At 74.3% G+C, this 20210-nt stretch carries 18 protein-coding genes; 9 read left to right on the top strand and 9 right to left on the bottom strand.

Going from position 1 to position 20210, the window contains the following annotated elements:
• Positions 1-226 precede the first annotated feature (226 nt).
• Genes JQN83_RS29970 through JQN83_RS29955 form a run of 4 tightly spaced genes read left to right on the top strand, consistent with a single transcriptional unit; the run spans position 227 to position 4284 of the window.
• Entirely contained in the window at positions 227-1210 is a 984-nt protein-coding gene (locus tag JQN83_RS29970) for a ketoacyl-ACP synthase III family protein (protein WP_208570506.1), read from the top strand.
• Positions 1207-2136 carry an SDR family oxidoreductase gene (locus JQN83_RS29965; RefSeq protein ID WP_208570505.1) on the top strand — a complete coding sequence of 310 codons (930 nt, stop codon included), beginning with the start codon at positions 1207-1209 and terminating at the stop codon, positions 2134-2136. The genes JQN83_RS29970 and JQN83_RS29965 overlap by 4 nt, the downstream gene beginning before the upstream one ends.
• Entirely contained in the window at positions 2099-3358 is a 1260-nt protein-coding gene (locus tag JQN83_RS29960) for a glycosyltransferase (protein WP_208570504.1), read from the top strand. The genes JQN83_RS29965 and JQN83_RS29960 overlap by 38 nt, the downstream gene beginning before the upstream one ends.
• A complete protein-coding gene (locus JQN83_RS29955) occupies positions 3355-4284 on the top strand; it encodes an acyl-CoA thioesterase domain-containing protein (protein ID WP_208570503.1) in 930 nt (309 codons plus the stop codon). The genes JQN83_RS29960 and JQN83_RS29955 overlap by 4 nt, the downstream gene beginning before the upstream one ends.
• Positions 4285-4320: 36 nt before the next feature.
• Here JQN83_RS29955 and JQN83_RS29950 read toward each other — a convergent pair whose 3' ends face one another.
• Positions 4321-5340, bottom strand: coding sequence for a methyltransferase (locus JQN83_RS29950; protein WP_208570502.1), 1020 nt, complete (start codon positions 5338-5340; stop codon positions 4321-4323).
• Between the two features lie 401 nt (positions 5341-5741).
• Between JQN83_RS29950 and JQN83_RS29945 the strand changes: the two genes are divergently transcribed.
• From JQN83_RS29945 to JQN83_RS29935, 3 genes are all read left to right on the top strand, one after another.
• The gene (locus JQN83_RS29945) at positions 5742-6326 is read left to right on the top strand and encodes a 4'-phosphopantetheinyl transferase family protein (RefSeq protein WP_208570501.1); all 585 of its coding nucleotides are present in this window, start codon (positions 5742-5744) and stop codon (positions 6324-6326) included.
• On the top strand, positions 6326-7654 hold the full coding sequence (locus JQN83_RS29940) for an FAD-dependent oxidoreductase (RefSeq protein ID WP_208570500.1): 1329 nt from the start codon (positions 6326-6328) through the stop codon (positions 7652-7654). The genes JQN83_RS29945 and JQN83_RS29940 overlap by 1 nt, the downstream gene beginning before the upstream one ends.
• Before the next feature lie 468 nt (positions 7655-8122).
• Positions 8123-8965 carry an AfsR/SARP family transcriptional regulator gene (locus JQN83_RS29935; protein WP_208570499.1) on the top strand — a complete coding sequence of 281 codons (843 nt, stop codon included), beginning with the start codon at positions 8123-8125 and terminating at the stop codon, positions 8963-8965.
• Positions 8966-9046: 81 nt separating this feature from the next.
• On the opposite strand, the gene JQN83_RS29930 is transcribed toward JQN83_RS29935, so the two are convergent.
• Positions 9047-12355 (bottom strand): ATP-binding protein, encoded by a 3309-nt coding sequence (locus JQN83_RS29930; protein WP_208570498.1) that lies wholly within the window; start codon positions 12353-12355, stop codon positions 9047-9049.
• A gap of 195 nt (positions 12356-12550) precedes the next feature.
• Positions 12551-13420: a hypothetical protein gene (locus JQN83_RS29925; protein ID WP_208570497.1), complete on the bottom strand. Its 870-nt coding sequence runs from the start codon at positions 13418-13420 to the stop codon at positions 12551-12553.
• A gap of 135 nt (positions 13421-13555) precedes the next feature.
• Between JQN83_RS29925 and JQN83_RS29920 the strand changes: the two genes are divergently transcribed.
• Complete coding sequence (locus JQN83_RS29920) at positions 13556-14347, top strand: SDR family NAD(P)-dependent oxidoreductase (RefSeq protein ID WP_208570496.1); 792 nt, start codon at positions 13556-13558, stop codon at positions 14345-14347.
• Between the two features lie 169 nt (positions 14348-14516).
• Here the strand turns inward: JQN83_RS29920 and JQN83_RS29915 are convergent, their stop codons facing one another.
• The 6 genes from JQN83_RS29915 to JQN83_RS29890 all read right to left on the bottom strand — a co-directional run bounded on the left by JQN83_RS29915 (position 14517) and on the right by JQN83_RS29890 (position 19387).
• Positions 14517-15107 (bottom strand): hypothetical protein, encoded by a 591-nt coding sequence (locus JQN83_RS29915; RefSeq protein WP_208570495.1) that lies wholly within the window; start codon positions 15105-15107, stop codon positions 14517-14519.
• Complete coding sequence (locus JQN83_RS29910; RefSeq protein WP_244253509.1) at positions 15104-16498, bottom strand: hypothetical protein; 1395 nt, start codon at positions 16496-16498, stop codon at positions 15104-15106. Before JQN83_RS29910 ends, JQN83_RS29915 begins: the two co-directional genes overlap by 4 nt.
• Complete coding sequence (locus tag JQN83_RS29905; protein ID WP_208570494.1) at positions 16495-17295, bottom strand: ABC transporter ATP-binding protein; 801 nt, start codon at positions 17293-17295, stop codon at positions 16495-16497. The genes JQN83_RS29910 and JQN83_RS29905 overlap by 4 nt, the downstream gene beginning before the upstream one ends.
• Before the next feature lie 75 nt (positions 17296-17370).
• Positions 17371-18174 (bottom strand): cupin domain-containing protein, encoded by an 804-nt coding sequence (locus JQN83_RS29900; protein WP_208570493.1) that lies wholly within the window; start codon positions 18172-18174, stop codon positions 17371-17373.
• The gene (locus JQN83_RS29895; RefSeq protein ID WP_208570492.1) at positions 18171-18740 is read right to left on the bottom strand and encodes an RNA polymerase sigma factor; all 570 of its coding nucleotides are present in this window, start codon (positions 18738-18740) and stop codon (positions 18171-18173) included. Before JQN83_RS29895 ends, JQN83_RS29900 begins: the two co-directional genes overlap by 4 nt.
• Positions 18741-18877: 137 nt before the next feature.
• Complete coding sequence (locus tag JQN83_RS29890; protein WP_208570491.1) at positions 18878-19387, bottom strand: O-acetyl-ADP-ribose deacetylase; 510 nt, start codon at positions 19385-19387, stop codon at positions 18878-18880.
• A gap of 132 nt (positions 19388-19519) precedes the next feature.
• Here JQN83_RS29890 and JQN83_RS29885 point away from each other — a divergent pair, with 132 nt between their 5' ends.
• On the top strand, positions 19520-19960 hold the full coding sequence (locus JQN83_RS29885) for a hypothetical protein (protein WP_208570490.1): 441 nt from the start codon (positions 19520-19522) through the stop codon (positions 19958-19960).
• Positions 19961-20210: the final 250 nt, after the last annotated feature.

The following is a 20210-nucleotide window of genomic DNA, read 5'->3' as shown; positions in this document are numbered from 1 at the left end:
GCGGTCAATGCGACACCGGTCGCCTCCATGCGTGCTGAAGTCGCAACGGCGGCCGGATTCAAGCAGTTCTCAGTCCGGCGTCAAGGTCACGTGCGCCGTGCCCCCGTGGACGGCCACTACAGTCCTTGAAGAATGGCGGACGTGGTGCCATGGCCGGCCGATCCGGGAGACGCGGTTGAAGATCACCAACGTTCACCTGTCCGGGCTGGGTGTCTTTCAACCGCCCGTGACGGATGCCGGACAGGCCGCCCGGCGCGGGGATTACAGCCCGGCCTCCTACCTGGAGAACCGGCTGACCGGCGTCGGCATCGCCGGGGACGTCTCACCGCCGGAGATGGCCGTGCACGCGGCCCGGCAGGCGCTGACCCGGGCCGCCGCCGACCCGACCGGGATCGGCATGGTGCTGCACGCCTCCATCCACCACCAGGGTCCGGAGATGTGGCTGCCCGGCCCGTACATTCAGCGGGAGGTCGTCGGCACGTCGACCCCCGCGTTCGAGGTCCGGTTGGGCTGCAACGGCGTGTTCGCGGCGCTGGAGATCGCCGCCGGGCACCTGGCCGTCGCGGCGGCGGGCCGGACGGTGCTGGTGACCACGGCGGAGAACCTCGGCTCACCGCTGATCGACCGGTGGAACTCCGCGCCCGGCTTCATCCTGGGCGACGCCGGCAGCGCGCTGCTGCTGGACCGCGACACCGGTTTCGCCCGGCTGCGCGCCGTGGGCAGCGTCGTGGTGCCCGAGGTGGAGCCGCTGTACCGCGGCGGCGAGCCGCTGTATCCGCCGCTGGCGGCGCAGGGCCGCACGATCGACATGCGCGAACGGGCCGAGCACTTCCGCAACAACGTGATGTCGCTGACCGACGCCGCCGAGATCAGGACCCGCGCCCGGCTCGACCTGATCGAACGGACGCTGGACGAGGCCGACCGCAAGCTGACCGACATGACCCGGGTCATCTGCGGAAACTCCGCCGCCTACATGGTGCAGCACGACCTGGTGGAGCCGCTGGGCATCACCATGGAGCGCACCACCTGGCAGTTCGGTCGGGGCGTCGGGCACACCGGCGCGAGCGACCAGCTGCTGTCGCTCAACCACCTGCTGGTCACCGGGCAGCTGGCCGCCGGTGACCACCTGCTGCTCTACGGCGGTGCGCCGGCCACCCTGTCCTGCGCGGTCCTGGAGATCCTCGACGTCCCGGCGTGGGCCGGGGCATGACCGGGCCCGCACGTACCTGGCTCGTCACCGGGAGCTCGGCCGGTCTCGGCCGGGCGCTGGTGACCGAGCTGCTCGCCCGGGGTGAGACGGTGGCGGCCACCGCCCGTGATCCGCGTACCCTGGCGGACCTGCGACCCCCCTCGGCGCAGGCGCTGTGGACGGCCCGACTGGACGTCACCGATCCGGAGCAGATCCGGCAGGTGGTCGACGACGCCGCCCGGGCGCTCGGCCGGATCGACGTGGTGATCAGCAACGCCGGATACGCGCTGGTCGGCGCGGCCGAGGAGGCCAGCGGCGAGCAGGTCGACAGGCAGCTCCGGACCAACCTGACCGGCCCCATCCACCTGGCCCAGGCGGTGCTGCCGCACCTGCGGGCGCAGGGCGGTGGGCGGATCATCCAGATCTCGAGCATGGCCGGGCAACGGGGGTCGCCCGGCACGGCCGTCTACTGCGCCACCAAGTGGGGCGTGGAGGGGTTCTTCGAGTCACTGGCCGCCGAGGTGAAGAGCTTCGGCATCGGCGTGACGATCGTCGAGCCCGGCACCGTGAGCACCGGGTTCTTCGGGCGGAGCAAGGAGCTGACCGCCGAGTCGCCCGCCTACGCGGGCACCCCGGCGGCGATCCTGCGTCGCCGGGCGCAGGACGGTCGCCTGCCGTGCCGCGGCGACCTGGCCAGGATGGCCGCCGCAGTGGTCGACGTCGCCACCGGACCGACCGTCCCGCTGCGGCTCGCGCTCGGCAGCGACGCGTACGCCGCGATCCGGCGCGGACTGACCGCCCGGCTGGCGGACCTGGAGGAGCAGCGGGAGATCGCGTTCTCCACCGACCTGAACGCAGGCGACGGGTCGACGCCGTCGACGCCGCACCGAGGACCGGAGGGGAACGACGATGCGCATCACCGTCCTGGCGCTCGGCAGTCGCGGTGACGTCTATCCGCTGACGGCACTCGCCGCGGAGCTGGCCCGCCACGGCCACGAGGTACTCGTCGGGGCGTCGATGAACCTGGTCGACCTGCCCCGGCAGCTGGGGCTCGACGTGGTGCCGGTCGGGTGGAACCAGCAGTCGATGATGCAGACCGAGCGGGGCCGGGAGTGGGTCACCAAGAGCACCCTCGACTCCTTCCTCCAGATCACGATCGAGGCGTACCGGGACTACGGTCGGCGGTTCGGCGACGAGGCGATTCAGCTCACCGCCGGCTGTGAGGCCATCGTCTGCGCCGTGGTCAGCGAGCAGTGGGCCGCGACGCTGGCCGAGGCGCACGACGTTCCGCTGATCGCGTACGACCTCACGCCGTCGCGGCCGAACGACGTGGTGCCGCATCCGCTGGTGTCCGTCGACCCGCTGCCGACCCCCGAGGCGAACCGGGCGACCTACCTGCACTACACCCGGCGGGCCTGGCGGTACCGGCGCGACCTGATGTTCGATTTCCGTCGCCAGCTCGGGCTGCCCCCGATGCCGCCGCACCCGAAGCAGCTGCGGCGGCCGCTGGAACTGCAGGGCTACAGCCCCACCCTGGTGCCGGGCCTGACCTGGGACGCCTACCGTCCGATCGTCGGTGACCTCCGGCTGACCCCGGACGACCTGCACCGGGCCGGGATGTCCACCCTCGATCCGGAGCTGGCGCGGTGGCTGTCGGCGGGCGAACCACCGGCACTGTTGACGTTCGGCAGCACGCACGTGGCGGATCCGGCCGCGATGATGGCGGGCATCGAGCGGGTCTGCCGGTCGCTGGGGGTGCGTGCCCTGGTGGCCACCGGCTGGGGCCTGGCCGGGGTCGCGCCGTCCACGTCACCGCAGCTGCGGGTGGTGCCCTATGTGGACTACGACCTGGTGCTGCCGCACTGTGCCATGGTGGTGCACCACGGCAGCGCCAGCATCACCGCCGCCGGCGTACGCGCCGGCATCCCCACCATGGTCTGCTCCTCCTACGCCGACCAGCCGTTCTGGGGCCGCCAGCTGGAACGGCTCGGTGCCGGTGTGCACGTGCGGTTCACCGACCTGTCCGAGGACGTGCTGCGCTCCGGCATGTCCCACCTGACCACCGCTGCGCTGCGGCGGCGCGCGGTACAGCTCGGCGAGCAGATGCGCGCGGAACCCCACGGCACGCTCGTCGCCGCCGACGAGGTCGACAAGTACCTCGCCGGATGAGCGGCGGAGCAGCCGCCCCCGACCGGGCCCGGGCGGTCGTCGAGGAGGTGGTCGGGCTGCTCGACCTGGTGACCGTCGACCCCGCCACGGTCACCACGGACCGGCTGGTGCCCGTCGCGGGGGTGTTCTCCGGTCGCGGCACGACGCGGGGCACCACCCGCCGGTACGGGGGGCTCATCGCCGCGCAGGCGCTGACCGCCGCCGCGCACACCGTGCGCTCCGGTCGACCGGTGCACTCGCTGCACGCCTACTTCACCCGGCCGGGCGACAGCCGCAGGCCCGTCACCTACCTGGTCGAGGCCCTGCGCGACGGCCCGTCCATGTCCGCCCGGCGGGTGGTCGCCCTCCAGCGCGACATCCCGATCTTCTTCCTGACCGCCTCGTTCCACGATCCCGGCACCGGGCCGACGCACGGACGGCCGGCGCCCGAGGTCCCGCCACCGGACGAGGTACCGACCCTGGCCCGGCTGCTCGCCGACGCGCCCGGTCGGTTGGCCGCGGTGCGGGACATGCTCTTCGCGTTCGACGTCAGGTACCTCGGCCCGCCGCCCGGTGGGCGGACCGACGGGGAGCAGGCGGGTGAGGCGCACCGCCGGGCCTGGGTGCGGGTGGCCGGGAGGCTGCCCGACGACGGGCCGCTGCACGCCGGCGCGCTGGTGCTCATCTCGGATCTGCCCCTGCTGCTCAGCGCGATGGTGGCCGGGCACGCGACCGAGTGGGGTCCGGGTGACCTCGGCGTCAGCATCGACCACACGGTGTGGTTCCACCGACCCTGCCGGGCCGACGAGTGGCTGCTGTACGACTGCGACAGCCCGTGGGCGGCCACCGGTCGTGGCCTGGCGACCGGCCGGCTGTACGCCCGCGACGGCGACCTGGTGGCCACGGTGGCCCAGGAGGGCCTGCTGCTGACCCGGCCCGCCCGCTGACCCGGGGAACGACGGACCCGGGACGGCCCGCCGCCCTCAGACGGGTACCGCCTCGATCACGCCGTCGGTGACGCCCGTGACGGCGAAGCCGGCGTCGGCGAGGAGCTGGCCGTACTCCGCCGCGGTGCGGTCCCGGCCCTCCATCAGGACCAGCATCAGCAGATCCACGATCCGGTTGCGGGGCGCCCCCCAGGTGCCCGCGCCGGCTCCGGTCTGCTGCGGCTGTGCCGGCAGCAGCTCCTCCAGCACCAGCAGCCGCGCCCCGGTCGGCATCGCCGCGCGTACCCGGGCCAGCACCCGGGCGACGTTGCCGTCGTTCCAGTTGTGCAGGACCCGCCGCAGGACGTACCGGTCGCCGTGGGTGGGCACCCGGTCGAAGAAGCTGCCGACGACGATCTCGACCCGGTCCAGGACCCCGGCGGCGGCGAGCCGGGCACGTCCCCGGGCCGCGGCCTCGGGCAGCTCGACGAGGACTCCGCGCAGCTCGGGGCGGGCCCGCAGGAGGTCGGCGAGCAGGCCGCCGTCGCCGCCGCCGAGGTCCACCACCGTACGGGCGTCGTCGAACAGCCGGGCGGGGGGCGGCGGCGGTTCCGGGGCGGTGGCCATCGCCCCGTTGAACGTCGCGGCCAGCTCCGGATGCCCGCCCAGGTACTGGTAGAAGGGCTCACCGAAGCGGTCGGTGAAGGCCGGCCGGCCGGTGCGCACGGTGTCGAGCAGGCCGCCGAACGAGGCGAAGACCTCCTGGCCGTACAGGACGGCCGTGTCGCGGACCGAACCGGGGACGTCGGTGCGCAGGTATTCCCCCATGCCGGACAGGACGAAGTCGTCGGGACCCGTCTGGCGCAGGACGCCGGCGTCGGCGAGCGCGGCGAGCAACCGGCGCAGCGCGACCGGGTCCAGCCCGGCGGCGGCAGCCAACGCGCCGCCGCCGGTGGTGCCCGTGGCGATCCGGTCGGCCAGGCCGAGCAGGGCGAAGACCGAGCACGCCTGCGCCGTCCAGGTGGCACAGAGGACGTTCAGCAGCCGCTTGCGGAAGTACTCGTCGTCACGCGCCACGGACGGCTCCCCGCGCCACGGCCCGCACCGGGGCCGGGCGACCTGACCGGGCCCACCCCGACGACCGTCCCCACGGCGGTGCGGCCGGCCCCCGTCGCCGGGGGCAATGCCCTTCCGTGCCCTGTCGCTGCCGCGGCATAATCGTTCTCCACCGAGCCTCTAGTGAATGTCGAGAGAAGTGCGGCCCGGGCCCGCCCACGCCTCGGTATCGTCAATTCGACCCGGGTCATCCTCGCATTAACCAGGGTGTGCTGACAATTATCGGAAATGCGGGCGGTGGGGGATTGAATGGGTGCCGTCGGAGCCGCCCGGACCGGGCCGCGCCCCGCCCGGGGTCGTCGCGGGCGGCGCAGGGCCCGGCGGGTGCCCGGGGCCGTCCCCGGCCGGCACGGCGTGCCGTGGTGACGCCGGACCTGGTGGTACGGCTGCGCCGCACGGCGGGCGACGGGCGGCCGGCCGCCCGTGCGTTGCTCGTCGAGACGGTCGCGGCGATGGCCGGTGCCCCGCCGGCCGCGATCGCGGTGGAGCGTTCGGCGGCGGGTGCACCGGTGCTGTGCGGCGTCGCCACGGGCTGGCACGCCAGCGTCAGTCACACCCGTGGCCTGGTCGCGGTGGCGGTGTCCCGGATCGGACCGGTCGGCGTCGACGTCGAGGAGGTGCGTCCGCTGCCCGCGCTCGGTCTGAGTCGACGGTGGTTCGCCCCCGAGGACACCGACTGGCTGCGCGGCCGACCGGCGGACCGCCTCGGCGTCGACTTCCTGGCCCTGTGGACCGGCAAGGAGGCGGTGGCCAAGGTGTACGGCACCGGGTTGCGCGGTGGCCGGCTGCTGCGCCGGCGTACCGCCCCACCGGCACCACCTGCCTGGCGGCCCGCCGTCGACGATCCCGGGGTCCTGGTGACCCACCGGGAGTTGTCCGGCCATGTGTTGGCGGTCGCCAGCGTGCCGGCGTGCCCCGGGGACCCACGGCCGGTCCCCGGCCGCTGATGCGGACCGCTCTCGTCCTCGGTGGCAGCGTCGCCGGCATGATCGCCGCCCGGGTCCTGGCCGACCACGCCGACCAGGTGTGGATCGTGGAACCCGACGTGTTGGTGGACGCCCCGGTGATCCGCCGGGGTGCGCCGCACGGCAGCCAGGCGCACACCCTGCTCGGCCGGGGCCGGACCGTCATCGACCGGCTGCTGCCCGGCTTCGTCCGGCAGTTGGTGCGCGAGGGTGGCCAACTGGTCGGCAGTGGTCCCGGCGGCGCACAGTGGTTCCTCGACGGCCGGGCGAAGGTCCCGGTGCGCGGCGGCAGCGTGGTCAGCGTGTCCCGTCCGTTCCTGGAGTGGCACATCCGTCGGCGGGTCCTGGCGCTGCCGAACGTGACCCTGGTCGGGGGCACTGCCGTCGGGTTGACCGCGACCGCCGGCCGGGTGGACGGCGCGTTGGTCCGCCCGACCGGCGGCACCGACGCCCAGCGGCACGCGGCACAGTTGGTGGTGGACGCCACCGGCCGGTCCAGCCGGCTGGCCGACTGGCTGGGTCGGCTCGGTTACCCCGCCCCGGCCAAGCGTCGGATGGCCCTGGACCTCGGCTACGCCACCTGCCTGTTCCACCGGGAGCCGGGCCAACGGCTGGCCGGCCACGTGGCGGTCTACTCGGTCCACACGCCGAGCCGGGCGCGCAACGGTCCCAGCTCGATGACCCCCGTCGAGGGCGATCGCTGGCTGACGCTGGTCAGCGGTTACGGCGACCGGCGACCGGGCCGTGACCTGGGTGAGTTCATGGCCCGCTGCCGGTCGAACCCGGCCACCCCGCTGCGGCTGCTGCCGGACGCGTGCGAGCCGGCCAGTGAGGTGTACGTGCACCGCTTCCCGGACAGCGTCCGCCGTGAGTTCGACCGGCTGGACCGGTTCCCGGCGGGCCTGGTGGCGATCGGCGACGCGGTCGCCTCGTTCAACCCGACCTACGGTCAGGGCATCTCGGTGGCGGCGATCCAGGCGGTCGCGCTGGACGAGTGGCTGGCCGAGCCCGGCGCGGTGGACGGGCCGGCGTACGCGTACTTCCGGCGGGTGCGGGCGGTGGTGGACGACGCCTGGGACTTCTCCGCCGCGCAGGACCGTTACCTGCCGCACGTGACCGTCGCCCGGCCGTTCGGGTGGCGGCTGCGCCGGGGCATGGCCGAGGCGGTCCAGCACGCGACCGTGACCGACGAGGTGGTGCACCGGGCCTTCCTGGAGGTCGTCAACCTGACGACCGGGCCCGCGCGGCTGCGTCGTCCGGACATCCTCTGGCGGGTCGGTGCCGCCGCGTTGCGCCGGCACCGGGCCTGACCCCCGCCGCAGGCACGGCAGTCGGACCTTCCGTACGACCAGCCCCTTATGAGTGAAGACTGTCAATGGTGTTGATGTGCGGACAAAAAGGCTTTCTGCCGCTCGGTGCGGTGTTGTCGGGCGGCGGTGCGGGGTGCCGCCGAACCGATGTGCCGTCGCGGCGGAAACCCGGGTGGCGACCCCGTCCGGGCCTGGCCGGTGGGCCCGCCGGGTCGGCCTTCGCGGCCCCTCCCGGTGGTCTGACCTCGGGCTTTCCATCGCTCCTCGAAGATGGCTTGAGCAATCTGCGACGGTCGGCCCAAAACCGGCTAGCCTCTCAGTCGAACCGCGCACGATCACGGTACGAAAAGACGTGAATTCTGCTTGGAACTGACGCTTATCTATGGTGATGGGTAAGGCTGTCGCTTTCATGCGGATCCCCGCAACGGCACGTCGAGAAGAGGGCGGACCGCTCTCGGGGGAGGGGCCATGGAAATCCAGATCCTGGGACCGCTCGTGCTCGCCCACGCCGGGGCGGTCACCACACCGACCGCCCCGAAGCCCCGCAGCGTGCTGGGCCTGTTGCTCCTCAACGCCGACCAGACCGTGCAGGTCTCCGCGTTGATCCAGGAGCTGTGGGGCGGGTCCCCGCCGGTAAGCGCGCTGACGACGCTCCAGACGTACGTCCTGCAGATCCGCAAGTGCTTTGCCGGCCTGCTCGGCGTGCCGGTCTCCGAGGTGGCCAAGCGGGTGCTGGTCACCGTGCCCGGCGGCTACGTCCTGCGGGTCGGTGCCGACGAGTTCGACCTGCGCCTGTTCGAACAGCTCGCCTCGGCCGGCCGGCGGGCCCTGGCAGCCGGCGAGAACGTCGACGCGGCGGCGCTGCTGGTGCGCGCCTGTGCGCTCTGGCGTGGCCCGGCCCTGGCCGACGTGCGGGCCGGCACCGTGGCCGAGCCCCGGCTCAAGGCGCTGGAACAGGTCCGGCTCAACACCCTTGAGCAGTGCATCGAGGCGCGGATGCGGCTCGGCCACCACCAGGACGTGCTGGCCGAGCTCACCCTGCTGATCGCCGAACACGGGCTGAACGAGAACCTGTGCGCGCAGCTGATGGTCGCGCTGCACCGCAGCGGCCAGCGGCGGGAGGCCCTGGCGGTCTTCCACCGGCTGCGTACGGCGATGGTGGAGGAGTTGGGGCTGGAGCCGTCCAAGCGGCTGCACCTGCTCCAGCAGGCGGTCCTCGCGGACGATCCGGCGTTGGAGGTGGCACCCCGCGACGACGGGCTGACCCAGCTGCTCGACCACCTCGTCCTGCAGCGGCCCCGCGTGCGGTAGCCGTCGCGCAGGCACCGCCCTCGTGCGACGCGGGGAGCCAACGGCCAGCCGAGCCGAGGAGGAGCGGGCCCGGTGGACCGCTCAGACCGGCACCGGCACGTACGCCGACTCGTCGCACCACGGCACCGCGCCGACGGCCCGGGCCAGGTCGAGCCCGGCGGCCCGGTGCGCGGCGGCGGCCGCCGGGTCACCGAGCACGGCGGCCAGTTCGGCGAGGGTCTGGTCCACCGGTCCGAGTGAGATCGAGCCGCACTCCAGCCCGGCGAAGCGCCCCGCCCACGGCGTCAACTCCCGGTAGCAGCGCCGGGCGGCAGGCGCGTCGCCGAGGCGGGCCGCGACCTGGCCACGCACCGTCATCCAGTACAGCCACAGGTAGTCCGGGCGGATCGGCGCGTCCGGCCGCCACACCGCCCGGGCCGCGTCGTGGTCACCGGCCGACAGCAGGGCGTGGGCCAGCACGTCGTGGGCGTCGTCCGGCACCCGCGCGTGCACCTGCCGGAGCTCCTCGATCACCTCGTGCCCACGCCCGACGGCGGTCAACACGGTGAACCGGCCCATCAGACCCATCGCCGCCGCGTTCGGGCCACCGACGCGGCCCATCCGGTCACTGATCTCCGCGTACCGGCGTGTCGCCTCGTCGAGGTCGCCCCGGAACAGGGCGCGCAGGCCGGTGAACCAGCCCATGACGGCGAGGATCAGGCCGAGCTGCCCGGTGGTGGCCTCCTCGACCGCCCGGTCGACGTGGTGGTGGGCCCGGTCGAAGTCGGTGTCGGCGAGCGCCGCCTGGTAGAGGATGTGGTGGGCCTGGCAGCGGTACGCGGTCAGCCCTGCCGCTTCGGCCGTCGCCAGCAGTTCCCGGCCGACCCCGGGCAGTTCGGCGCGGTACGCGGGGGCGACGGTGACGAAGTAGCGCGCATTGAGCGCGCGGCAGAGCACCGCCGGGTCGTCCTGCCGGCGGGCCAACGCGAGGGACTCCCGGGTGACCTCGTCGGCGCGGCCCAGGTCGGCGCCCTCGATCTCGAACGCGAGGGTGCTCAACAGGCGCGAGCGCAGCACCGGACGGTCCCGACCGACCCGGGTCAACTCCTGCTCCAGCAGGCCGACCAGCGGCGCGTCGACCAGGCGGTCGGGCCGGATGGTCCAGGTGACCGGGGCGTCGATGCAGGTCAGCGCGGCATGGACGGCTGCCGGGTCGCCGACGCCGGTGGCCAGTCGTACCGCCTCGGCGCGGGCGGCGCGGGCACCGACCACGTCCCCGGCGAGCGCGCCGGCAGCGGCCAGCTCGCGGTGCAGGTCGAGCCGGGTCCGGGCGTCGGTGGCCGGGGCCAGGCCGACGGCGCGCAGCGCACCGGCCCAGAGCGCGGCGGCCTCCCTCGGTGCGCCGAGGTCGCCGGCGCGACGGGCGGCGGTGGCGAGATGACCGATGGCGTCGACGGCGGTGGACCGGGTGAGGGCCGCGAGCGCATGCCGCCCCAGGGCCGCCGCGTCGTCGCTGCCCTGTTCCCGCAGCACGGTGAGGATGCGGGCGTGGATCCGGGTGCGGCGCAGCAGCGGCACGCTGTGGTAGAGCGCGTCGCGCATCAGGGCGTGGGCGAACCGCACCCGACCCGGCGCGGGTTCGACGAGCAGCCCCGCGGTCACTCCGGCCTCCAGGCCGTCGAGGACCGGCTCCTCCGGGCCGCCGTCGAGTGCGAGCAGGGTGTCGACGTCGGCTTCGGCACCGAACACCGCAGCGTGTCGCAGCACCGTCCGCGCGTCGGCCGGCAGTCGCGCCAGTCGGCGGGCCAGCACGTGGCCGAGGCCGGCGGGCACGCCGTCGAGCGCCGCTGCCGGTCCCTCGGCCGCGACCAGTTTGGCCAGCTCGATGGTGAACAGGGGATTGCCCGCCGACCGTTGTCCGACCGTGTGCGCAAGCTCGGGGTCGGTGCTGTCCACCCCGTGCCGGCGCAGCAGCTCGGCGACGGCTTCCGCGTCCAGGCCGTGCAGCGCGAGATCGACCGCCGGCACCGCGGCCAGCGCCGCCCGTGCCCCCACCAGGTCGTCGGTGACCTCGTCCGGCCGGTACGTCGCCACGATGAGCATCGGCGCGGCGGTGAGGGCGGCGACGAGGTGCCGAAGGATGCGCAGGGTCTCCCCGTCGGCGCGGTGAACATCCTCGACCGTGAGGAGCACGGGGGCCTGCGCGGTCAGTCGGGCCAGGTAGGCGGCCAGCGCCCCGCGCAGGTGGAACTCGTCGTACTCGCCACGGGCCCGGCCGGCGGGTTCGGGGTCGATCAGCAGGCGCAGGCCCGATGCCTCCGCGTCGTCGAGGGGGAGGAGCCGTGCGGCGGCGGTGACCACGTCGCGCCAGGCCCACGCCGGCGGTGCGCCCTCCACCTGCGGGCAGTGCCCGACGACCGGCTGCCAGCCGTCGGCGGTGAGGACGTCGGCGAGTTGTCGTGCCAACGTCGACTTCCCCGCCCCCGCCTCGGCGCCGATCCAGCAGATGCCCAGGCCGGTCACGGCGGCCCGGGCGGCGGCGGCCCGGAGCCGGGCCAGTTCCGCCGCCCGGCCCACCGGGCGCGTCTCGGGTGCCCCGACGATGGGGGCGGGCAGGAGCCTGACGGTCGCCCCGGGAGCGGCGCTGTCCAGGTGTGGGCTCTGGCGCAGCAGGTCCGTCTCCAGGCTCCGCAATTCACGGCCGGGGTCGATGCCCAACTGCGTGGCCAGCGTGGCCCGCACGGTACGGAGCACGTCGAGCGCGTCGGCCTGCCGGCCCAGGCGGTACAGCGCGACCGCGAGCAGCACGGCGGCCCGCTCCCGCAGGGGGTGGTCGCGCACGTGCGGGTCGAGTTCACGGACGACCTCACCCGGCCGGTGCAGGACGAGCAGGAGTTCCGCCCGCTGCTCGACGGCGGACAGCCGCAGCTGGGTCAGCCGGTCGTGCTCCCGGTCCGCCCACGGCTCCCCGACGAACTCGGCGTACGGGCTGCCGCCCTGCCAGCAGGCCAGGGCCTCGTCCAGCCCGGCGATCGCCACCGCGGGTCGCTGCCCCGGCTCGGGCGTGGTGGCCCGCAGTGCCGCCTCGAACCGCCAGGCGTCCACGTCCGGGGTCGGCAGTCGCAGGGCGTACCCCGGGGCGGCGGTGACCAGGATCCGGGCGGGGGTGCGCGACGGACGGTCCGGCTCCAGCGCCCGGCGCAGGTTCGACACGTACACCTGGAGGGCGGCCTGGGCGCGTGGGGGCGGGTCCCCCGACCAGAGATCCTCGATCAGCCGGTCGACCGAGACCGGGTGGCCGCCACCGGCGGTCAGTCGGGCCAGCACCGCGCGTTGCCGGGGAGCGCCGAGGTTGATCGTGACGCCGCCACGGCTGGCCCGCACCGGGCCGAACACGCCGATCGTCGTCACCCGGTGACCCTAGCCGGGCACGCGGGGCCGGGGGATCCCGCGTCCGACGCCCGTGGCCGCTCCGGTCGGGCCCCGGTCCGTGGCCGGGCGTCCCGTCGGTCCGGTGTCCGAACGGGACGTCGGCGGCGGCCCGGCACCGCCGGGCCGCCGCCGCACATCAGGGGATACGCCAACCCCGTCGCGGCACGGTGCAGGTCAGCGGGTGGAGATGCCCCCGCTGAGCGCCGGGGAGGGCAGACCGGCCTCGTTCGAGACCACCACGACGTGGACGAACGCCTGGGGCATGTGGGTGAAGTGCCAGGTACGTCGTCCGGTGTCCGGGGTGCCGTAGATGACCGCCCGGGCGACGCCGACCTCGGTGGTCGGGATCGGCGCACCCCAGGTGGGTATCGGGGTGGGCAGCGCGGGCCCACCCGGCGGGGTGGTCGGCAGCCCCGGATCGGTGGGGGTGTCGTCCGGGGTGGTCTGAAGCCAGCTCAGGTCGATCCGGTAGTTGTCCTCCCGCACCGAGTTGTCGGTGAAGGTGACGTCCAGCGTCCGCTTGCCCTCCTGGTAACCGGCGGACAGCGTCAACGCGCTGGGCGCTGCCGGGGTGACGCGGTACTGCGGGCAGGACAGCGGGGCGACCTCGGGCACCGGTTGGCTGCCGTCGGGCACGTTGTTCGCGGTGACACAGAATCCGTGCACCCCGGCCAGCGCCGAACTCGGCACCGTGAAGGAGAAACCGACGAACGCGCCCCGCTCGACGTGCCACAGGTTCGCCGGGCGGGTCACCGCAGGTGGTACGTCGGTCTGCACCGTCACCTGCACCGGGCCGCCGTTGGGATCACTGGCCCACCCGCTGACCCGGACCGCCCCGCCGACGTACTCCCACGACTCCAGCCAGCCCATCGGATACTTGTCGCTGCCCACCGGTGGCGGTGTCGGCTCGGCCGGGCTGTCGTCACAGGCCGGCGGCGGGTCGGGCACGTCGCAGTAGGGGCGGGCGAGCGCGGTCCCGTTCGCGACCACGGTCAGACCGGCGCTGAGGGTGAGCGCCAGGCCGATGGCGAGGAGTCTCTTCATGCCCACAGCAACGCAGGCACCACTTGCGCCGGACTTGGCGCGGCGGTCGGTGGCCGCGTTCAGTCGCCGCCAAGTGTCAGGAGCTTTCCTGGGTCGTCGCGCCGGGGCGCGCGGCGGCACGCAGAGAGGAACACCATGGGCAGCATTCTCGTCACCGGCTCGGTGGACGGCATCGGCCAGCGCACCGCGGCGCAACTCGTCGCCCGTGGGCACCGGGTCGTCCTGCACGCCCGCAACGAGGAACGGGCGGTGGTGGCCAAGGCGGCGCTTCCGGCCGCGGCCGGGATCGTGGTCGGCGACCTGCGCTCCATCGAGGAGACCACGGCGCTCGCCCGGTCGCTGGCCGCGTTCGGCCGCTTCGACGCCGTCGTGCACAACGCGGGGATCGCCCGGCTCGACGCGCCGGAGCGGGAGTTGACCCGGGACGGACTGGAGTCGACGTTCCAGGTCAACGTGCTCGCGCCGTACCTGCTGACGGCGCTGTCACCGCCGCCCGGGCGGCTGGTGTTCGTGTCGTCGGCGATGGCCGCCGACGGGCTGGCCGACCTGACCGACCTGCGGTACGACACCCGCCCCTGGCACGGCGTCGAGGCGTACTCCCGGACGAAGCTGCTGGACCTGGCGCTCGCCTTCGCGGTGGCCCGCCGGTGGCCCGGTGTGCTGAGCAACGCGGTCGATCCCGGCTGGGTGCGTACCAGGATGGGCGGCGACGCCGCACCGACGAGCCCGGACGACGCCGCGCGGGAACTGGTGCGCCTCGCCGTGGACGTCGACCCCGGGGCCCTGGCCAGTGGACGGTACGTCAGCGCGCGGGACTGGCGACCGGAGCGCTCGCGGATCGACCCGCTGGGGGACGAACTGCTCCTGCGGTGCGCGCAGCTCACCGGCGTCGAGTTGCCCGGACCGGGCCGGGCGGGAGGGGCCTGACGCCGGTCGGCCGGTGCGCCGAGGACCACGGCGGTGGGTAGCCCCCGGCGACGGTCGGTTGCCGGCGCGTCGGCGGCTCAGCGCGCCCGGTCGGGCCGGAGCGCCGCCCGCGCGACCGCCGACCGGCACGCCACCCCACGGTGCGGGTGGCGTGCCGGTCGGCGGCGGACTACTCGGCCGGGTCCCGGCGGGCCGGGCCGGCGACCGCATAGGTGACCAGCCCACCGATGGCGAGCACCGCCGCCACCACCGTGGCGGCCCGGCTGTCGGGCGGTTGGCCCTGCCACGTCGCGACCGCTCCCCAGGTGCCCGGCTGTGGGTAGAGGGCGGCGATGGTGGTCCACCCCAGCGGCAGGAACCAGGACCGGGTCGCGCCGACCACCGTGGCGCACAGCGCCATCAGACCGAGCAGCCCGGTGGCGTCGCGGACCACCAGCGCGACCGGCCCGAACCGGGCTCCGGTGTGCCGGGTGGCGAGCAGGACCACCAGGATGATCAGCAGGCCGGCGAGCAGGTGCACCGCGCGCCGCCAGGCCCAGCGCACCGACGCGGTCCGCTCCAGGTTCTCGTCCGGGCCGGCGAGGGTGGGCGCGAGCGCCGTGACCATCAGCAGGACGGTCAGGACGACCATCATCGAGGTGACGTCCCGCTCCTTGGCGAAGGCCAGGTACAGCGCCCAGAGCACCGCCACCCCGCCGACCGCGGCGGCCAGCGCCAGCGGCACGTGTCGCGACCGCAGGTAGAGCAGCGTCCAGGTCACCGGGCACTCCGCGACAGCATCCCGGTGGGGTCCTGGCAGGCCCGCAGGGCGTCGCGGACCGCAGTGACCCGGGCCAGCGCCTCCGCCTCGGGCAGGTCACGCAGGCCCCGCCACAGGGTGACCGCTTCGGGGTTGATCCCGGGGTCCTCCTCGATCATGCCGGGAACCACCCCCACGTCGGACCGCGGTTCACGGCCCAGGAGCCAGTAGGCCGCCGCCCGTTCGACCACCTCGTCGCCCTCTTGGCACTTCCCGTCGTACGGGACGCCCAGGTGCCTGACGATCTCGGGGACCACGGCGGCCGGGTGGGCGAGCCGGCCCCGCTTGTCGATCCGGATCCCGATCGTGACGACACCCGGCTTGGTGACCGGCGTGACCTGGTCGAACGTGATCGTGCGGGTGTCCTCGTGCACGACGGCCGGCGCATCAGGCATCTTCGCCAGCGCCGTGAGGCCCTCCCGGGCCAGCGGGGCCACCGTGTCGAGCACCTTGGCGTGGACCCGGCTGACGCACACCGTCGGGGTGTCGTCGGTGCACACCAGTTCCTGCGCGACCGGGTCGACCGGCCAGTTGAGCGTGTCCCGGTCGTGGGGGAGGACCGTCGTGGCCACCACGAATCCGAGCAGTACCGGCAGCACCGCCATCGCCCGGACCCGCCAGCCGTCGGCGACGTACAACAGCAGGCCGGTGACGGCGAGCGTGATCATCGAGATCGCCAGCGCGCCGCTGACCCGGTTGTCGATCGTCTGGTAGTCGTGGAACGGGCCCGAGCCGTGGGCCGGGGAGATCGCCGCGGCCACCCGGTCCGGCGTACCGACGGTGACGAAGAAGACCAGCAGCACCCCGCCCACCGCCAGCGCCGGAGCGGTCACCAGGGCGGGCAGCAACCGCCCGATCCCCAGCCCGAGCCACCCCGCAGCGACCAGGGACAGCGCACCGACCGTGGTGACGACGACGAAGTGCAGCAGGGGCAGGTACGACGCGGTGGTGACGATCCAGGCGATGCCCGCCACGGTCACCAGGAGATAGGCGGTCACGAGGGTGAGGGCCATCGTGCCGAGCACCGGCAGCATCCGCCCGGCGCGGGACCGGGCGGTGGTGGCGAACAGTTCGCCGACCTTCGCCCGGTGCTCCCGGCGACCCTGCCAGGCGCCGGCTGCGAGGGCCAGTGGCCACAACAGGAGCAGGTACTCCCGGATGGCCAGGGCCAGGGCCATCCAGCTGCTCGACCAGCGGCCGGTCGCCACGTACAGCGCGCCGACCCCGACCACCACCGTGACCAGCGCGGCGCCGACCGCGGCGGAGCGGCGCAGTTCGATGCCCATGATGCTCATCCGGGCCCCCTGCTCTCCTGCGGGCTGCGGGGCGGCGTGGACGGTCCGCCCGCTCATCGGGCGGCCTCCGCGCGGTGCTGACGCAGCAGCGCGGAGTAGCCCCGCTCCGCCGGGCTGTCGCCGGCGTGGCCCGCGTCGCCCTGCGCGGCGAGCACCTCGGGCGTGCCCCGCCACACCAGGCGGCCCTCGTTCACCAGCACGACGTCGGTGCAGGCCGCCGCCACGTCCTCGACCAGGTGGGTGGAGACCAGCACGCAACTGTCGGTGCCGAGGTCGCGCAGCAGCTCACGGAAGTCGAGTCGCTGTTCCGGGTCGAGGCCGACGGTCGGCTCGTCGAGCAGCAGCAGCCGCGGGTCGTTGACGATGGCCTGGGCGATGCCGGCCCGACGCAGCATGCCGCCGGAGAGCGTCTTGAGCCGGGCGTCGGCCCTGGCGGTGAGCCCGACCCGGTCGATGGCCCGCTGCACCGCCGCCGGGATGGCGGACCTGGGCATCTCCTTGAGCCAGGCCATGTAGCCGACGAACTCGCGCACCGTGAACCGGGGGTAGTAACCGAAATGCTGGGGCAGGTAACCCAGGTCGCGGCGCACCGGTCGCAGCTCGGCGCGGCCGTTGACCGGGTGCCCGAGCAGCGTCAACCGACCACCGGCCGGGGCCACGACGGTCGCCAGGGCCCGCATCAGCGTGGTCTTGCCCGCGCCGTTGGGGCCGAGCAGCCCGTGCACGCCGGTGCCCAGGGCCAGGTCGAGGCCGTTGACGGCCAGGTGCCGACCGGCCCGGACCTGTAGGGCCTCCGCGTGGATCGTCCAGGGATAGGTGGTGGCGGTCGTCTCGACCGCGCTCACGGCACGCATCGTCGTCATCTCCTTCGGTGATCGCCTGGGGGCGGCGTGGGATACGGCCCGGAGGGCCGGGTGGCGGGTGGCGGGTTACCCGTGGTGGGAGAGCCGCCGGAATCCGTTGGCCCGCAGGAGGGCCATGATGGTCAGGACGACCGTGGCCAGGGCCCAACTGGGGGCGCTCTGCGCCGACAGCAGCACCGGCAGCCGGGCGGCGACGAGGCTGGGGGCGACCACCGCGAGCGTCCAGACCGTGACCAGTCCGATCGCGGCGTGGCGTACCCCGACGAGGGTGCCCAACAGGAGCGTGGCGGCGGTGAACGCCAGGCAGGGCAGCAGCATCAGGGCAAGCGACATCCCGGTGCCGGCACCGACCACCGCGAGCGCGGGAATGACGAACGCCAACACCGCAGCCGTACGCCGCAGCAGCATCGTCAGACCGCTGGCGGGTGTGGCGGCGATCAGCTCCCAGGCCGGGTCGGCCCGCCGGTGCCAGGCGACGGCCACACCGGGCAGCGGTGCCAGTGGTGCGATGAGCAGCACCAGCGAGGGGGTGCCGACCCACAGCGCACCGAGTACGGCCGCACACGCGAGCACCGTGCCGGTCATCGCCAGCCACGGCAGCAGCGTGCCGACGAACCAGCGGTGTCGCAGCACCGACCAGGGCCGGCTGCGGCCGACGGGCACCGCCGCCGTCGCGATCTCGCGGTCCAGCACCAGCGCGACCTGGTCGATCACGGCCCGGCTCGCCCCGGTGGTGCTGCCGGCCAGCCGGGCGCGGCAGTCGGCGCAGTCCTCCAGGTGCACCTCGATCGCCCAGACGCTGGGTTCGTCGAGTTCCGGATCCCCGGCGGCGTAGCGTTCGATCTGGGACAGGCTGGGGTGGGTGGTCATGACAGCGCCTCCCGGAGGGCGATGCGGGCTCGGCGGACACGGGATTTCACGGTGTTCTCCGGTACGCCCAGCAGCACCGACGCCTCCCGCGAGGAGAGCCCGTCGAGGACGGTGGCCCGCAGCGCGGCCCGGACCTCGGGTGGCAGGACGAGCAGGGCCTGTTCCAACTCCTGGCCGATCCGCGTGGCCATCACCTCGTCCTCGGCGGCCGGGGCCGCGCTCGGCATCAGCTCCACCTGCGGCAGCCGGCCCTTGCGCGCCCGGTGGCGGAACGCGTCGACCAGGCGGTGGGCGGCGATGGTCCACAGCCAGCCCACGGCGCTGCCCTGCGCTCCGGCGCTGTCCCTGCCCCGGGGGCCGGCGAAGCTGCCCGCCGCCCGCCAGACCGCCAGGTAGGTGTCCTGGAGCACCTCGGCGACGACGTCGGGGTCGGCGCAGCGACGGCGCAGGCGCACCTCCAACCACGGCGCGGTACGCCGGTAGAGCTCGTCGAACGCCCGCCTGTCTCCGCGGGCGACGCGTCGTACGAGTTCACCCTCGTCGGCCGCGTCCAGGTCTGTTCTCACACCCGGTCAGACGACGGGTCCACCGGGAATGGGTCCGGCTTCTGTGTGATCGCCGTCACATCCAAGATCGCGACCGTGCGGCGTGGTCCGGCCGGCAGGGGTGGGGAGGGCGCGGTCGCCGGTCCCGGCCGGGCGGGTCATCCGGCCGCCGCCAGCGCGTCCCGCAGGTGGGCGTGGGTGTCGTCGTCGAAGGCGACGAGCCGGATCCGTTCGAGGTTCGTCGGGGTGGCCCGGACGGTCGCGACGGCGATGCGGGCGGCCCGGTCGGGCGGGTAGCCGTACACGCCGGTGGCGATGGCGGGGATGGCGACGGTGCGGGCGTCGAGGGCGTCGGCGACCTCCAGGCTCCGGCGGTAGCAGGAGGCCAGCGTCTCGGCCTCGCCGTGGCCGCCGCCCTCCCAGACCGGGCCGACGGTGTGGATGACGTGCCGTACGGGCGGGTCGAGGTCGAATGCCGGGGTCGGCACCGCCTCGCCCGGCGGGCAGGGGGCGATCGCCCCGCCGGCCCGGGCCAGGCGGGGGCCGGCGGCACGGTGGATCGCGCCGTCGACACCACCGCCACCGAGCAGGGACTCGTTCGCGGCGGTGACGATGGCGTCCACGTTCTCCCGCGTGATGTCACCCTTGACGACCTCGATCACTGCCATCGCGCAATCCTGACACATCAGGGCGAAGCCCCGCCGGGTCGCCGGTCCCCGCCGGCACCGTCCGGCGACCTCGTGGGCGGCCGTGCCCGGGGCTGCCGGCCGGCGGGGGCTGACCCACGCTAGTTTGCTCGGATGAGTCTGCTCGATGACGTCGCCCGGCGCGACGGTTGGCGGTGCTGGGTGTGCGACGAGCCGGTCGACGCCGACAGATCGGTGAACGACCCCCGGGGGCCCAGCGTCGACAGCCGCACCGCCGACCGCAAGGCCAAGGTCGTCGAGCGGCTCGCGCACCGTGCCTGCAACACCCGCAAGGGCGCGGTCAAGGTGGTCGTCGCCTGGCCGGACCGGCTGCGCGTGGTGGAGCCCGCACCGCTGGTCACCGTCGCCGAGCGGCTCGAACGCAAGGGCGGCCGGGAACTGGTGGCCCGCTGCCCCAGCCGCCGGGACGCCCAGGAGGCGGCCGACTGGCTGGTGGACCGGTTCTCCCGGTTGGTGCCCGGGCTGCCGGTGACCGCCAGCGTCGAGGCGGGCGGCGGACAGTACCTCGTCGCCCTGGCCGTCCACCGCCGCTGACCGGCGACCCGGCTGGCCGGCGACCCGGCTGGCCGGCGCCGCGATGGCCGTCGGCAGGTGGCCGAACGACGGTGGCAACGGTCGGCCGGGCGGGGCGGCGGCCCCGGTGGGTGCGCCGTCCGCCGGCGATGCTCCTATGGAAGTCAAGGGGTGTTGAGGGTGGTGAAGTCGGCGAGGAGGGCGGTGTGGACCTCGCGGACGATGTAGCGCTTGAGGCAGCGCATGATCTCTTTTTTGTTGAGGCCTTGTT

It is taken from the genome of Micromonospora antibiotica, from assembly GCF_017599305.1.
GTDB lineage: Bacteria > Actinomycetota > Actinomycetes > Mycobacteriales > Micromonosporaceae > Micromonospora > Micromonospora antibiotica.
Note: the sequence above shows the minus strand (reverse complement) of the source record. Positions and strands in the feature narration are given on the sequence as shown.